Genomic DNA, 13923 nt, shown 5'->3' on the forward strand with positions numbered 1-13923 from the left:
CCCGGGGGACCAAGAGGCCACGAACGCGCGGAGCGCGCCCGTGACCTCTTGGTGGATTCCGGCGTGATGACGCCGAGCGGGTGGTACGAGCCCCTACCTCCGGCGGGAGGTGCCCCCACGTCCCCGCCAGCCGCCGTTCACCGGCGACGCGCCGCCGATCCCTCCCAGGTGCAGCGCGAGGAAGAACAGGCCGAGGAACATCAGCGTCTGTGGGGTCAGAGCGTCCCCGACGTTCGCCTCGACGAGGTCGAGGAGCAGGGCGAGGGCGAAGACTGCGGCAGCGACGAGCGCAAGCATGAGCACTCCAGGAGAGGGGGTCCGGCGAGCCTGCCGGAAATGTGGTGCTTCCGGTGATTCGAAAGCACCCGGATCATGGCCCACGGTCACGACGACCGCTAGTGGAGAAGGGCTTCGGGGGCTCGAGGGACTCAGGCGGGTCACTCGACGGCAGCTGACCGGAGCGTGTTCCGCCGGGCCGGTCCCACGAGGGTGGCCCTCGCAGCTGGACCGAAGCGGCCGGCTCATCGGTGAGGCGCTGCCGCGTGAAGCCCAGCTCGTTCGTCCTAGTGCCCGTCCACCTCGAGGAGGCCCGCGAGGCCGGCGGGGTACAGCGGGATCGTCTGCTCCTCCGGCGATCGCCAGACGCCGCAGACGTGCGACTGGTCGAGGCAGGGTCTGCGTTCCGGCTCGTAGTCGGCCGGGTCGGTCAGCCGGGCCTCGTGCACGAGGACGATCTCGTGGCCCGCTCGACCGGCGTAGGTGAAGTGGCTCTCCAGCGCGCCGAGCTGACGTCCGACCGTGATGGCCAGCGCGTACTCCTCGAGGAGCTCGCGCTCGAGCGTCTGCGCTGCGTGCTCACCGAACTCGATGCCTCCGCCTGCCGGCCGGTGGAACCTGCGTCCCGTGCCGGGCTCGACCATCTCGTCGACGAAGAGCTGTCCCGTCCCGGGGCGGCGGATCACTGCGAGGGCGAGCGCTCGGACGCGTGGCACCTCCGGACCGTACTGCGTGGGCTCGTCAGGTGTCCGTGTTCAGTGCGCCGCACGTCTCTGCCGCATCTCGGACATGCTGGCGCGGTGAGCACCCTGTGGACCGCGTCGTGGAAGCCCGGCTGGTACAACCTGGACCAGACGCTGGTCGTCGGTCGTTCCAGCGCCTTCGCCTTCTCGCTCCCCGGTCCGCAGGCCGGGCCCGGGCACGAGCTGGCCTTCGCCACGAGCGGCGAGTGGAAGTACTGGAAGGCGACCGTCGTGGCGGTCGAGAACGCACGGTTCGGTCCGGTGCGCGAGGTGGACACCATGCGCTTCGGCATGTACACGTTCCGGTTCGAGGACGGGCGGTGGGTCACGATCGAGACGGAGCAGTGGATCGGCGCCCTGCTCGACGCCAGCCCCGGCTTCCCTGTCGACGACTTCGACGAGGAGTGGGCGAACACGGGCGGGTGGGACCTGCGCGTCACGCTCACCGACGTCGAGGGCCCCGTGTCGCGCGAGGCCGCAGGGTCGATCATGCGCGCTGTTGCCGAGGAGATCAGCGAGCGGGACTCGCGTCGAGCTCCTGGGTGACCGCCACCGAAGGTCGGATCCGCACGATACGGCCGGCTACCAGGAGGCCTCGAACGACTGGGCTCTGCACGCGATGCGAGCACGACGATCCGCTTCGGCACCCTGACCCGTCGCTACCGTGGCCCGGTGGTCCACGACGAGGTCCCGCTGCCGCCCGTGCCCGAGCCGCCGCCGTTCGAGCGCGGCGCACCCGTCGTGCTGCGCAGCGTGCGGGACCACGGCCGTCCGCACGGGGTCGCCGTCGGCTACGCCGTCGCCGGCACGGTCGTGCTCGACGACGACGACGTCCTGGTCGTGTCGACCCCGCCCGGCTCGGGGGTGCGGATGCGCGCGGGGAGGGGTGCCGGGCCGAACCGCCGGATCGTCCTGCCGGCGGCGTGGGACGGCACGTACGCCGAGCGTGCCTGGCAGGGGCACACGGTCGTGCGCGTGCACCGGCGCGGCGACCGGTGGTCCGTGTGGCGGTGGCACGACGGCGAGCGGTGGACGGACCGCTGGTACGGCAACCTCGAGTCGCCGTGGCGCCGGTCCGCTGTCGGCTTCGACACGCAGGACTGGGCTCTCGACGTGGTCGCCGCGGGCAGCCCGCTCGACGGCCCGTGGACGGTGGGCCTCAAGGACGAGGACGAGCTCGCGTGGATGGTCGACCGGGGCTACGTCACGGACCGGCACGCCCACCACGTCCGCGTGGTCGGCGCTCGCCTGCTGCAGCGCGCGCGGGCCGCGGGTTGGCCGTTCGACGCCGACTGGGACGCGTGGCTGCCCGACGCGCGATGGGGTGCGGTTCCCCTGCCGGACGGCTGGCAACGGCTACCGGGCGAGGCGTAGCCGGCAGGCTCACCGCGCGAGCACCGCACGCACCCGCTCCGTGTCCGCGGCCGTCCACCCGTCGGGCGGCACGACGCCCACCCACCCGTCGAGGACCAGCCCGTCGTAGTTGTGCCCGTACCCGTCGGGCACCGACTTGGCGTTGAGCAGGTCGAACGTCAGCTGCCAGAACGTCACCACGGGGAACCAGCGCATCGTCGGGCGGTCGGTGCCGACGGGTCGCTCACGCAGCCGGTCGGGCGCGGACAGCAGCACGTCCGGGCTCCACCACACGACCGGGTCGTCGGCGTGCTGCAGGTACAGGGCCCGCGGCGGCTCCCACGGCGTCGTCGGCAGGGTGATCTGCGCGGCGTCGCCGGCGAAGCGGACGAGCAGGCCGCTCGCGTAGACCGGCGCCGAGGCGGGCGTCCCGGGGTCCCGCCGTTCGACCAGGGCGTGCCAGACGGGGTTGGCGTCCGGCGGACCCACCCACAGCACCCCGTCGGTGCGCTCGCGGATGTCCGCCAGAGACGTGAACGCGGTCTCGCTGCCGTACGAGCCGAGGCTCTCGCCGTAGGCGAGCAGCAACGGGCGCTCGTCCGCGGGCAGCCCGGCGAGGTGCTCCTCCACGGCCGCGGTCAGGGCCTGCGCCTCCTGGCTGGCCCGGCCGCGGTCGAAGAGGAAGGACAGCCAGCTCGGCAGGTACGAGTACTGGGTGGCGACCGCGGCGGTGTCCCCGGCGTACAGCAGCTCGAGGGACTCGACCGCGGAGTTGTTGACCCACCCGCTCCCGGTCGTGGTGGCCAGCAGCAGGACCTGCCGGTCGAACGCGCCGGTGCGCTCCAGCTCCTCGACCGCCAGGGTGGCGCGCTCGCCCGCCGTGTCGGCGTTCTCGATGCCGACGTAAAGACGGACGGGCGTCGTCGGTGCGACGTCCGGTGCGACGTCCCGCAGGTCGTCGGTGCTCGGGCCGCCGGCGACGAAGCGGCGACCCTCGCGGCCGAGCGACTCCCAGGCCACGAGCGATCCGGGCCCCCCGGAGCGCTCGGTCGCCGACGGGCGCTCCACCCCCGGGTGGTCACGGGCGTTGCGGGCGGCGAACGCGGCGTCCGCCGCCCCGAGCGCACGTTGCAGCAGGACGTCGTTGACGACCACCACCCCGCCGAGCACGAGCACCGTCGCGACCACGGACGCCACCGCGTGCGGCCACCGCAGCCGCTGCTCCAGGAGCGCGTCGACGCGGCGGCTCACCCACCACACCCCGCGCGCCGCCAGGACGAACGCGGCGGCGACGAGCACGAGCAGCGGGCCGGCCCGCAGCCAGTCAAGGGTCGAGGGCGGCGGCATGCCGATGGCGGCCGTCATCGCCCTCTGCCAGGCGGCACCCTGCACGAGCATGAGCACGACGGCCACGGCCGCGACGACGCCGAGGATCGTCAGCAGGTGCGGCGCGAGCGTCGGCGGCACCCGCCGGCGTGCCGTGCACACGAGCCGACGCCACGCGGGCACGAGCCGCAGGACCCGGGCGAGCGCGACGCCGACCCCGTACCCCAGCGCCCCGGAGATCCCCGAGACGAGCCCCTGGTAGAGCCAGTCGCGCGGCAGCAGGGAGGGCGTCGTCGCGACCACCGCGAACAGCGTCCCCATCGCGAGCCCTGCCGGGTGCGGCGGCCGGGGGAGTCGTCGCCGCCGCCGCGGGTCCGTGCCCGCCTGGTGCCGGTCGCCCGTGGCGGGAGCCCCCGACGTCGTCCGGGTGGCCCCGGACAGGGGCGCGACCTCGCCGGGACGCTGCGTCATGCGCGCCTCCCCCGGGGCGGTGACGTCACGCCCCGGAAGGGCCGCGCACGCCGTCACCCGAGCATCGCACCGGCTCGGACGGGCCGCCAGCAGCGCGTCCTCGCTCGCAGCGACTCGTCGCTCCACCGGCTGCCGGGCCTGCGCCCATCACCCGGACGACCGTCTCGCATAACGGGCAGTCATGTGGGCACGTGACCCGCGGGCCCTAGGTTCGGCCCGCCGCAAACCGGGACGGACCGGTTGCTCGTGCCCGGGGGGTGGCATGACGGATACCGGACTGACCGCGCGTCGGCTCGTCTTCCTGTACGTCTCGTCGGTGCTCGGCGCCGGCATCCTCGTGGTGCCCGGTCTCACGGTGCAGCACGCGGGCAGCGCCGCCGTCGCGCTGTGGGTCGTCCTGGGGGTCGCGTGCGTCGCCATCGCCGGGCTCTTCGCGGACGTCTCGACCCACTTCCCCCGTGCCTCGGGCATCCAGGAGGTCGTCGAGGCCGGTACCGGACGCCCGCTGGCGATCTACTCCGACGTCGTCCTGCTCGTCGTCTACCTCGTCGGCAACCCTGCGATGGGGCTGGCGTCGGCCAGCTACCTGGCCATGATCACAGGGTCCACCGCCCTGACCACGGCGCCCGTGCAGGCCGCCGTCGCGGCCGGGTTCATGGTCGTGTCGGTGCTCGCGAGCATCCTGCCGACGCGAGTGATCGGAGCCGTCCAGGCGTGGTCGATGCGCGTCGCCGTCGTGGTGATCCTGCTGGCGAGCGCGCTGGCCGTGCCGCGCCTGGAGTGGGAGAACGTCACGGCGAGGGAGCCCCCCGGGTCCGCCGGGCTCGTGACCGCGGCGGGCATCGCGTTCTACGCGTACCTCGGCTGGGAGAACGTGTCGCTCCTGGCGGGGCGCGTCCACGACCCGCAGCGCGCCTTCCGGTACGCGATCCGCCGTGCCGTACCGGTCGTCGTCGTCGTGTACTTCGTCGCCGCCATCACGTTCGCCGCGCTCCCGCCGGGCGGGCCGGCGCTGCTCGTGCCGGCGCTCACCGCCGCACTGCCCGACGCGGTTCGCGTACCCCTCGTCGCGGTGTCCCTCGTGGCCATCGTGGCGGCGACGAACGCGTGGGTGCTCGGTGGTGCGAGCCTCTTCCAGCACGCCGCCACGCGCCTGTCGCCCTCGTGGTCGACGCGGGACCCGCGTGGACTCGTGCCACGCGGCGTCCTCACCGTCGGCTACCTCGTGGTGCTCGCGGGCGCCGGGGCGGGGGCGTTCTCGATGGACCACCTGCTCGGCTGGACCTCCTGCCTGTTCCTCACCGTCTACGGACTGGCCGCGTACGCCTTCACGCGCGTGCGGCGCCGACTGACCCTCGCCGCTGCGACGGTCCTGCTCCTGGCTGCCGTGATGCTCCTCCTGGAGCGGCCCGTCGGACTCGTCCTCGCCATCGTCACCGTGATCGCCGTCATCGCAGAGAGGTACCGCCATGCCCGCACCCTTCACCCGGATCACCCGGGTCGACCGGACGACCGCCCCGAACGAGTACGGGACGACGTGCCAACGCGTCTTCCCCGGTGAGGTGGTCGACGACACCTTCGGCGCCATGGCGTGCTGGCTGGACCCGGGCACGCGCACCTCGCCCGACGAGCACAACCAGCGTGAGCTCGTGATCGTGCGGGACGGCGCGGGCACCATCGAGTCCGACGGCGTCGTCGAGCCCTTGGTCGCCGGCGACGTCCTGCTCATCGAGCGTGGCCACCCGCACGTCCTCGAGGCGTCCGCGGCCGGTCTGACGTGGCTGTCCGTCTACTGGCCGCGCGTGGAGGTCCCGGCGTGACCACGTGGCTGACCTGCACCCCACCGACCCCGAACGGACCCCTGCACGTCGGTCACATGTCAGGGCCGTACATCGCCGCCGACGTCCTGCGCCGTGCGCTCGCGGCACAGGGCGAGGACGTGCGCCTGACCACGGGGATGGACGACAACCAGAGCTACGTCCCGCGTCGTGCGTGGGCCGACGGCAGCGACCCCGTGGACGTCGCCGACCGGTACACCCGGTCCATCACGACGACGTGGCGTGACGCGGGTGTCGACTTCGACACCGTCGTGCTGCCCCGCGGCGAGGACTACGACGCGCGCGTGCGGTCGATGTTCCGCGCACTGGTCGACGTCGGTGCCGTCGTCCCCCGCGCGACGCAGCTGCCCTACTGCGAGGACTGCTCGCGGTGGCTGTACGAGGCCTACCTCGGCGGCGCGTGCCCGCACTGCGGGTCGGGCACCAACGGCAACGCGTGCGAGCAGTGCTGCCGCCCCAACGCGTGCCACGACGTGGTCGACCCGTCCTGCATCCGCTGCGGGTCGCTCGCCACGATCCGGCCCGTGACGCTCCTGGTGCTGCCGCTCGAGCCGATGCGCGACGACCTCACGAAGTACTGGGACTCGGTCGACATGCCGCCGCGCCTGCGGGCCGTGTGCGACGCGATGGCGGCCGACGGGCTGCCCGAGCTCCTCGTGGCGCACCCCAGCGACTGGGGTGTGAGCGTCCCCGTCGAGGGCTACGAGAGCCACCGGATCTACGTGTGGCTCGAGATGGCCGAGGGCTACGCGGTCGAGCGGCCCACCGCCACCGACGGTCACGTGGTCGGGCGTCCGGTCCAGTTCTTCGGCATCGACAACGGCTACTTCCACGCCGTGCTGTTCCCGGCCGTGAACCTCGCTCTCGGGAGGCACGAGCTCCTCGCCGAGCGCTTCGTCGTCAACGAGTTCTTCCTGCTCAACGGGCAGAAGTTCTCGACCAGCCGGCAGCACGCGGTGTGGGCCGAGGAGCTCCTGCCGGTGGCGGGCCGCGACCTGCTGCGCCTCCACTGCATGCTGCGGCGCCCCGCGACGCGCCAGACCGACTTCACGCTGCAGGACCTCGCGCGTACCGAGGCCGTCGTGGACTCCTGGCAGCGCACGTTCGCGCAGACCGTGCGGCTCGTCGGTGCGACGCCGGAGCCGGCCGCCGCGGACCCGGCCCCGGCGGACGTCCGGCGGCACGCGCGGCACGCGGCACGGGCCGTCGACGACGTCCGGGTGGCGCTCACGCTCGACGGGTTCGACCCGGCAGCGGCCGCCGCCGGTCTGGTCGAGCTGGGCGAGCGTGTCGCGCGGCTCGCCGACGAGGTGGCCGCCACGGCCCCGGGCACGCCCGCACGTGCCCCGTCCGTCGCGGTCCTGCGCGAGACGGCCGAGCAGTTCGCCGACGTCGCGGCACCCGTCGTCCCCGACGGCGCCGCACGGCTGCTGGCCGCGCTGCGGTCCGGTGAGGTCCCGCGGACCAAGCTGTTCGGTCTCGGGGCGTGACCCCGGTGCGGGACGTCGTCGCCATCGTGGTGCCCGTCACAGGCCCCCGCGCCGCCTGGGGAGCGCTCGTGCCCCCGGAGCTCGCGGGCGACGACGACGTCCTGGTCCTCGACGACCGTGCCGACCCCGCCCGGTCCGCGGAGCTGGCCGCCGAGCTCGCGCGGGACACGCGCGTGCACGCCGTCGTCGGCCACTTCAGCAGCCTGGGGGCACGACGCGCCCTGGAGTCGTACGGCCGGTCGGGCGCAGTGCGGGTCAGCCTGCCGCTGGCGTCCGCGCCCGACGTGACGGTCCACCACCAGGATCGTCGGCTCGGTGTCGTGGCGCCCATGCCCTCGGACCGCGAGCAGGTGGCGGCCGTGCGCCGGCACGTCGCCGAGCAGGAGGGCGACGCGGTCGCCGTGGTGCTCTCGGAGCACGGCGCGCTGCCGCGACTGTGGACGCAGGCCGGTGGGCGCGTCGTCACGCCCGCCGAGGCGGCGGCCGGGTCCGCGGAGCACGTGGTGGTGCTGGGCGAGCTCGACGACACACGTGCCGCGTGGCCGACGCTCTCCGCGCTCGTGCGATCCGGCCGCCGCGTGGTGCTGAGCGACGACGCCTGGGTCGGGGCGGCCGAGCTCGCCCACGACGCCGGGGGCGTCGGCGTCGACGTGGTGACGACGCAGCCCGACCCGGGCGCGCTCGTGCGGGCCGCGTGCGAGCACGCCCGCGCGAGCCTGCGTGCGGGGCACGACGCCTCCGGCTTCGTGGACTCGTGGTCGCTGCCGCCGGCGCGCTGGGTCGTCACCGCTGCGGCAGGTGCCCGTGGCTGAGCAGGTCGACGTCGCCGTCGTCGGCGACGGTGTCGTGGGTGCCTTCGTCGTCGCGGCGCTCCTGGACGCCGGGGTCCCTGCCGGACGGCTCGCCTGGTTCGGCGACCGCGGGGGCTACGAGCGCCGCTCGGCCACCCGCCGCTCCGGTGGTCTGCTGCGCTGCGGCGTCGCCGAGGGCCCCGCCGCGAGGCTCGCCGTCGAGTCGTTCACGCAGACCTGGCGCCAGCACCCCGACCGGGTCGTGTCGGGCGCCGTCGAGGTCGTCGGGCGGGACCGGTCCGCGCTGCTGCCGGCGCGTGTCGAGGAGCTGGCGGGCGCCGGCGTCGCCGGGGAGCTGGTGACGACCGACCGGCTGCGCACGGTGATCCCCTTCGCGTGGCACGACGGTGACGCGGCGATGCTCGAACCCGGCGGGGGGTGGGCGCCGCCGCACGCGGTGCGCTCGCGGCTGGTGCGGGCGGCACGGCGCGCCGGGGTCGCCCTGCGTGACGTCTCGCCCGTCGACGCGGTCGAGCACGACACGCCCGGGCCGGTGCGCGTCCGGACGGGTCCCGAGACGGTCCGTGCCCGGTGCGTCGTCGTCGCCGCGGGTCGGTCGACGCACCGGCTCGTACCGTCCGTCCCCGGGACGTCGCGGCTGCGCCGCATCGGGTACGCGTACTACGACGGCCTGCTGCCCCCGGGGCTGCCGGCCGTGAACGACGAGGCGCGCGGCCTGTGGTGGCGCCCGGCTCCGACCCGGACGCGCCCCGCGCGCTACCTCGTCGGCCGGGCGGTCGACGCACCCTCCGAGGGGGTGACGAGCGTCGGCCGGTCCGTGCAGCAGGACGAGTACGTCCGCGCCGGGTTCGCCGCTCTGCTGCCCGACGCGGGGCGGGGCACGTACCTGGGCGGCGTGACGTCGTTCGACGTGCAGAGCGACGGTCATGGCTCGATCGCCCCGTGGCACGCCGCGGCGGACGGGAACGTGCTCGCCGTCCACGGCCTCGACGGCGGCGGGTTCAAGCAGGCACCGGCGATCGCGCGCCGCTTGGCGGCGGCGGTCATGAAGGAGGCGTCATGAGGGTGGTCCGGGTGACCGCGGGGACGGACACCGAGACGGTGGCGCAGGTGGCCGAGCTGTTCGTCGCCTACCGCGGCTTCTACGGACGCGAGGGCGACGAGGACGCCGCGCGCGCGTTCCTGAGGGCCCGCGTCGAGCGCGGCGACTCCCTGGTGCGGGCCGTGCTCGAGGACGGTCGCGCGGTCGCGTTCACGCAGGTGTACCCGGGCCACTCGTCCCTGCGGCTGCACACCACGTGGCAGCTCAACGACCTGTTCGTCGCCCCGGACGTCCGGGGCGGCGGAGCGGGCGTCGCTCTCGTCCGTCACGTCCTCGCGGAAGCCGCCGACGCCGGCGCGCACGAGGTCAGGCTCGAGACGCAGCGCACCAACACTCGCGCACGTGCGCTGTACGAGCGGCTGGGCTTCGGCCTTGCCGCCGACGCCGAGCAGGACGGCGAGTTCCTCACCTACACGAGAGCACCAGGGGGCAGTGATGGATGACGTGCTGGATGTCGTGGCCGTGGGTCTGGGGCCCGCCAACCTCGGTCTGGCGGCCGCCGTGGACGAGCTGACGGCCACGGGCGTGCCCGTGAGGGCGGCGTTCCTCGACCGGCGGCCCGGGTTCGACTGGCACCCCGACATGCTGCTGTCGTCGTCGGTCATGCAGATCTCCTTCCTCAAGGACCTGGCGACCCAGCGCGACCCCCGCAGCCCCTTCACGTTCACCAGCTACCTGCACCACTGTGGCCGGCTGAACGACTTCATCAACATGCAGACGTTCTTCCCGTCGCGCCTGGAGTTCACGGACTACCTGCGTTGGGTGGTCGAGCGGTTGACGGTCGACATCCGCTGGGGTGCGCACGTCGAGGCCGTGGACCTCGTGGGGGACCTGTGCCGCGTGCGCGGGACGCGCGACGGCCTGGCCTTCGAGCTGTGGAGCCGGCACGTCGTCATCGGCGTCGGCTCGCGACCCGTGCTGCCGTCGTGGGCCGAGACGGCCGGCGGCCGGATCCTGCACAACACCTCGCTGCGCTCGGGTCTCGAGGCGCTCGACCTGGGAGCGGCGCCGCGGATCGCGGTGGTGGGGCAGGGGCAGAGTGCGGCGGAGGTCGTCCGGCACGCCTACGACGGCGTCCCGGGGTCGCAGGTGCACTGCTTCATCTCCGGCTACGGCATGGTCCCCGCGGACGACAGCCCTTTCGCGAACCGCGTGTTCGACCCCGCGGCGGTCGACGACTTCTACTTCGCGCCCGCCGCGGTGCGCGAGGACCTGCTGCGGCGGCACCGCACCACGAACTACGGGTGCGTCGACCCCGACCTGCTGCAGTGGCTGTACGCGGCCGAGTACGGCGGGCGTGTCACGGGCGACCAGCGGCTGCACATGCACCGTGCGTCCGCGGTGCACGCCGCCACCGAGCACGAGGGCGCGGTCACGCTGACCGTCGAGGACCGGCTCGCCGGGACGACACGCTCGGAGGACTTCGACGCGGTGGTGTGCGCGACCGGTTTCCGCTCGGTCCTGCCTGTCGGGATGTTCGGCGAGGGGTTCCCGCCCGGTCCCGCGACGCTCGCCCGCGACTACCGCGTGGTGCGCAGCGGCGTCACGCTGCCGGTGTTCGTCGTCGGTGCGACCGATTCCCACCACGGGCTCGGAGCGGGTCTGCTGTCGAACATCGCGGTGCGCTCACAGGAGCTGGTGACGAGCATGGGGCTGGAGCGGGTGCGGGAGCCGCTGGTCCCGGTGAGCGTCTGAGGCACCGGCCGAGGAGTGAGCGACGGGAAGGCCCGTTGCTGCTGCCGCGCGCTCTCAGCGGGCGAGGGTCAGACGGTCGCCAGCGACGACCAGACCTCGTTGGGGCTGTTGGTGCAGGCGCCCCAGGTGAGGGTGGCCGTGCGGAAGTCCTCGATGCAGCCGATGCCCCAGTCGAGCTGGTGGATGCGGCCGTCGCTGGTCTGTCCCCAGCGCACCAGCAGACCGCTGTCGCAGGCCGTGACGAAGATCCCGGAGGAGCTGCCGGTGGCCAGGCACCGGCCGTCCGGGGTGCGGATGGTCTGGTCGGCGGCCGAGCAGACCCAGCGCTGCGTGGCCGAGCCGTTGCACTTCGTGGTGAACGCCGCCACCGGCCGCTCGGGGTGCTCGCGGCGGTCGACGCACAGCCCGGTGTCCTTGTTGCCCAGCTCGCCGCCGGCTCGTCGAGATTCAGGGACCTCTGAGAACGGGGGCGGGATGCATGAAACGAACGGATCGCGCGAACGGGTGAGACGGCTCAAGGCAGCATCTCGATGGTCGATAGGTCCATGGGCAGGACGTATCGACTATCGAGATGGGGTCGGCGATGACGGCAGCGGTTGAGCACGAGAAGCTCGGGCGGAGGCTCGGTCCGCCGACCCTGGTGGCGTTGATGCTCGTCGTCGCGTACCTGGCCGTCGCGAGCGGCCTGTTCTACGCCGGTATGGCGCTGCTGGGCCGCGGCACCAGCGCCGAGGCTCCCGTCCGGCTGACGGCCCCCGTCGGGTACATGGCGGGGGTGTGGCCCTGCGTCGACGGCTGGTCGATGGACGGCTCGTCGTGCGGGCCGGCGGCGTCGGGCGACGTCTGGCCCGGTGGTCAGCCACTCCCGGTCCGCCACGGCGGTGAGCTCCTCGCCGGCGCCGACGTCGATCCCGTGACCGCGCTGCTGGCGAGCGCAGGGGCGTGGGGTGGGCTCGTCGCCGGGGGCGTCGTGGGGCTCGTGCTCATCCCCGCGCTGCGCAGCACCGCGTCCGGACGTCCGTTCGCTCGCGGGAACGCGCGTCGCCTGGGATGGGCCGCGGCCGTCGTCATGGTCGCGTGGGTCGTGGCGACCGTCGGGGACGTCGTCGCCGCGTCCCGGATCATCGCGGTCATCGAGGCCACGCCACGATGGTCGCCGACGGGCTCGTTCGCGATGCCTGCCGACTGGCTCGCTCCGACGCTCGTCGTCGGGTGGTGGCCGTTGCCCGTCGTCCTGCTGCTCCTCGCGCTCGCGGCCGCCACGGGGCGAGGCACCCGGCTGACGTCGGACACCGAGGGCCTGGTGTGAGCGACGACGCCACCGGTCAGCACCGGGTGGTCTCGCACCTCGCGCGCCTGCTGGAGGTGCGCAACATGTCCCTCGTCCAGCTGGCCGCCCTGAGCGGCATCACCGTCGCCAACCTGTCCGTCCTCAAGAACGGACGAGCGAGAGCGATCCGCTTCAGCACCCTGACCGCGGTCTGCGACGTGCTGCAGTGCCAGCCCGGCGACCTCCTCGAGGTGCTGGCGACGCCGGGTCCCGACGTGGGGGACGACCGCGCCGGACGCTGACCGGACCTCGGTGGCGCCTGCCGAGGCGGCAGAGGTCGACCCTCGGCAGCGGTCGATCCGCCGTGCCCACGCCCGCCGTTCCGAGAGGATGGCCCGATGAGCGAGCACTTCCGCCCTGGCGACGTCGTCGTCGTCCGCGAGGTCGTCGACGGTCTGGTCTGGACGGAGCGCCCGGTGACGGTCGTCGTCGACGACCCCGACCAGCTCGTCCTGCACCAGGCCGCCGGCAGCGTGACGCGCGAGCCCATCGACCCGTCCGAGCGCAAGGACTACCTGCGGATCATGGCGGGTGGGCGCTGGACCCTGCGCGACAAGGTGTGGCAGCCCCCGGGCCGTCTGCGGATCGGTCGCATCGGCCTGCCGTTCGAGGTCTGGCGGCTCTCGACCCCCGACGAGCGGGACGTGGCGGCCTGGTACGTCAACCTCCAGGAACCGCTGCGACGCACCGCCGACGGCTTCGAGACGCTCGACCACGTGCTCGACATCCTCGTCGCGCCCGACCTGTCGTGGTGGCGGTGGAAGGACGAGGACGAGCTCGTCGCGGCTGTGCAGCACGGGGTCCTGACCGCGGGGACGGCTGCCGCCATCAGGGCCACCGGTGAGGCGGTGATCGCCGACATCGAGCGCGGCGACCCGCCGTGGGACCTCACCTGGGCGACCTGGCAGCCGGGCGAGATCGACCGGGCGAGTGCCCTGCCTCAGATCACCTGACTGCGCGCTTCACCAGCGCGCCGAGCTTCTCCAGAGCCGCATCCGTCGGCCCGGCCAACGCGAACGACGTCGCCCAGGCACCGCTGTCGTCGTCGAGCCCGGCCTGCGCGCTGAACCCGAAGGTCGAGTAACGCTCCTTGTCCATCTGCCCGCTGCGGAAGAAGCACAGCACCTTGCCGTCGCGCGCGTACCCCGGCTGCCCGTAGTACAGCTTCGGTGCGAGCCCGGGCGCCGCCTGCGTCACGATCGCGTGCACACGCTCGGCCAGCGAGCGGTCCTCGGGTGGCATCTGGGCGATCTTCGCGAGCACGTCCGCCTCGTCGGCGGCCGCCTTGTCCGCGTCACGCGCGCGTCGCGCCTGCGCCTTGAGCTCCGCGGCCCGCTCCTTCATCGCCGCGCGTTCCTGCGCCGAGAAGCCGTCCGCCGCCGTCGAGACCTTGCCTGCCATCGCACACCCCTCTCCCGATCCATGAAGGTGCGACCGACCCTAGGCGCGCGCCTCGCGGCGGTGCTTCTCGAATCCTGACCTCCCAC

At 73.7% G+C, this 13923-nt stretch carries 17 protein-coding genes; 12 read left to right on the forward strand and 5 right to left on the reverse strand.

Going from position 1 to position 13923, the window contains the following annotated elements; genetic code table 11:
* Window positions 1–93 precede the first annotated feature (93 nt).
* Entirely contained in the window at window positions 94–297 is a 204-nt protein-coding gene (locus H9657_RS10870; RefSeq protein ID WP_191783248.1) for a hypothetical protein, read from the reverse strand.
* A gap of 266 nt (window positions 298–563) precedes the next feature.
* On the reverse strand, window positions 564–992 hold the full coding sequence (locus H9657_RS10875; protein WP_191783250.1) for an NUDIX domain-containing protein: 429 nt from the start codon (window positions 990–992) through the stop codon (window positions 564–566).
* A gap of 84 nt (window positions 993–1076) precedes the next feature.
* Here H9657_RS10875 and H9657_RS10880 point away from each other — a divergent pair, with 84 nt between their 5' ends.
* On the forward strand, window positions 1077–1565 hold the full coding sequence (locus H9657_RS10880; protein WP_191783252.1) for a hypothetical protein: 489 nt from the start codon (window positions 1077–1079) through the stop codon (window positions 1563–1565).
* 126 nt (window positions 1566–1691) lie between these two features.
* Window positions 1692–2393: a DUF402 domain-containing protein gene (locus tag H9657_RS10885; RefSeq protein ID WP_191783254.1), complete on the forward strand. Its 702-nt coding sequence runs from the start codon at window positions 1692–1694 to the stop codon at window positions 2391–2393.
* Between the two features lie 9 nt (window positions 2394–2402).
* On the opposite strand, the gene H9657_RS10890 is transcribed toward H9657_RS10885, so the two are convergent.
* Window positions 2403–4169 carry an alpha/beta hydrolase gene (locus tag H9657_RS10890; RefSeq protein ID WP_191783256.1) on the reverse strand — a complete coding sequence of 589 codons (1767 nt, stop codon included), beginning with the start codon at window positions 4167–4169 and terminating at the stop codon, window positions 2403–2405.
* 262 nt (window positions 4170–4431) lie between these two features.
* Here H9657_RS10890 and H9657_RS10895 point away from each other — a divergent pair, with 262 nt between their 5' ends.
* From H9657_RS10895 to H9657_RS10925, 7 genes are read left to right on the forward strand one after another with little or no spacing between them, the layout of a single operon-like run.
* Entirely contained in the window at window positions 4432–5730 is a 1299-nt protein-coding gene (locus H9657_RS10895) for an APC family permease (RefSeq protein WP_191783258.1), read from the forward strand.
* Between the two features lies 1 nt (window position 5731).
* Window positions 5732–5989, forward strand: a complete 258-nt coding sequence (locus H9657_RS10900; RefSeq protein WP_191783260.1) for a cupin domain-containing protein — start codon at window positions 5732–5734, stop codon at window positions 5987–5989.
* A complete protein-coding gene (locus H9657_RS10905) occupies window positions 5986–7497 on the forward strand; it encodes a class I tRNA ligase family protein (protein WP_191783262.1) in 1512 nt (503 codons plus the stop codon). The genes H9657_RS10900 and H9657_RS10905 overlap by 4 nt, the downstream gene beginning before the upstream one ends.
* Window positions 7494–8309, forward strand: coding sequence for a type 1 periplasmic-binding domain-containing protein (locus tag H9657_RS10910; RefSeq protein ID WP_191783264.1), 816 nt, complete (start codon window positions 7494–7496; stop codon window positions 8307–8309). Before H9657_RS10905 ends, H9657_RS10910 begins: the two co-directional genes overlap by 4 nt.
* Window positions 8302–9372 (forward strand): NAD(P)/FAD-dependent oxidoreductase, encoded by a 1071-nt coding sequence (locus H9657_RS10915; RefSeq protein ID WP_191783266.1) that lies wholly within the window; start codon window positions 8302–8304, stop codon window positions 9370–9372. Before H9657_RS10910 ends, H9657_RS10915 begins: the two co-directional genes overlap by 8 nt.
* Window positions 9369–9854 carry a GNAT family N-acetyltransferase gene (locus tag H9657_RS10920; RefSeq protein WP_191783268.1) on the forward strand — a complete coding sequence of 162 codons (486 nt, stop codon included), beginning with the start codon at window positions 9369–9371 and terminating at the stop codon, window positions 9852–9854. Before H9657_RS10915 ends, H9657_RS10920 begins: the two co-directional genes overlap by 4 nt.
* The gene (locus H9657_RS10925; protein WP_191783270.1) at window positions 9847–11106 is read left to right on the forward strand and encodes a lysine N(6)-hydroxylase/L-ornithine N(5)-oxygenase family protein; all 1260 of its coding nucleotides are present in this window, start codon (window positions 9847–9849) and stop codon (window positions 11104–11106) included. Before H9657_RS10920 ends, H9657_RS10925 begins: the two co-directional genes overlap by 8 nt.
* 68 nt (window positions 11107–11174) lie before the next feature.
* On the opposite strand, the gene H9657_RS10930 is transcribed toward H9657_RS10925, so the two are convergent.
* Entirely contained in the window at window positions 11175–11624 is a 450-nt protein-coding gene (locus tag H9657_RS10930) for a ricin-type beta-trefoil lectin domain protein (protein ID WP_191783271.1), read from the reverse strand.
* 65 nt (window positions 11625–11689) lie between these two features.
* Between H9657_RS10930 and H9657_RS19130 the strand changes: the two genes are divergently transcribed.
* The 3 genes from H9657_RS19130 to H9657_RS10940 all read left to right on the forward strand — a co-directional run bounded on the left by H9657_RS19130 (window position 11690) and on the right by H9657_RS10940 (window position 13389).
* Complete coding sequence (locus H9657_RS19130) at window positions 11690–12415, forward strand: hypothetical protein (protein ID WP_225215103.1); 726 nt, start codon at window positions 11690–11692, stop codon at window positions 12413–12415.
* Entirely contained in the window at window positions 12412–12678 is a 267-nt protein-coding gene (locus H9657_RS19135) for a helix-turn-helix domain-containing protein (protein WP_318241433.1), read from the forward strand. Before H9657_RS19130 ends, H9657_RS19135 begins: the two co-directional genes overlap by 4 nt.
* 96 nt (window positions 12679–12774) lie before the next feature.
* Window positions 12775–13389 carry a DUF402 domain-containing protein gene (locus H9657_RS10940; protein ID WP_191783275.1) on the forward strand — a complete coding sequence of 205 codons (615 nt, stop codon included), beginning with the start codon at window positions 12775–12777 and terminating at the stop codon, window positions 13387–13389.
* Here H9657_RS10940 and H9657_RS10945 read toward each other — a convergent pair.
* Complete coding sequence (locus H9657_RS10945; RefSeq protein WP_191783277.1) at window positions 13382–13837, reverse strand: iron chaperone; 456 nt, start codon at window positions 13835–13837, stop codon at window positions 13382–13384. The genes H9657_RS10940 and H9657_RS10945 overlap by 8 nt on opposite strands.
* Between the last annotated feature and the right edge of the window lie 86 nt (window positions 13838–13923).

It is taken from the genome of Cellulomonas avistercoris (assembly GCF_014836445.1).
In the GTDB taxonomy this organism is placed as follows: domain Bacteria; phylum Actinomycetota; class Actinomycetes; order Actinomycetales; family Cellulomonadaceae; genus Cellulomonas; species Cellulomonas avistercoris.

What these genes read in the sequence shown, in the direction of transcription:
- H9657_RS10870 (WP_191783248.1), bottom strand. Translation starts at nt 297, where the DNA reads ATGCTTGCGCTCGTCGCTGCCGCAGTCTTCGCCCTCGCCCTGCTCCTC.
- H9657_RS10890 (WP_191783256.1), bottom strand. Translation starts at nt 4,169, where the DNA reads ATGACGCAGCGTCCCGGCGAGGTCGCGCCCCTGTCCGGGGCCACCCGG.
- H9657_RS10895 (WP_191783258.1), top strand. Translation starts at nt 4,432, where the DNA reads ATGACGGATACCGGACTGACCGCGCGTCGGCTCGTCTTCCTGTACGTC.
- H9657_RS10920 (WP_191783268.1), top strand. Translation starts at nt 9,369, where the DNA reads ATGAGGGTGGTCCGGGTGACCGCGGGGACGGACACCGAGACGGTGGCG.
- H9657_RS10925 (WP_191783270.1), top strand. Translation starts at nt 9,847, where the DNA reads ATGGATGACGTGCTGGATGTCGTGGCCGTGGGTCTGGGGCCCGCCAAC.
- H9657_RS19130 (WP_225215103.1), top strand. Translation starts at nt 11,690, where the DNA reads ATGACGGCAGCGGTTGAGCACGAGAAGCTCGGGCGGAGGCTCGGTCCG.
- H9657_RS10940 (WP_191783275.1), top strand. Translation starts at nt 12,775, where the DNA reads ATGAGCGAGCACTTCCGCCCTGGCGACGTCGTCGTCGTCCGCGAGGTC.
- H9657_RS10945 (WP_191783277.1), bottom strand. Translation starts at nt 13,837, where the DNA reads ATGGCAGGCAAGGTCTCGACGGCGGCGGACGGCTTCTCGGCGCAGGAA.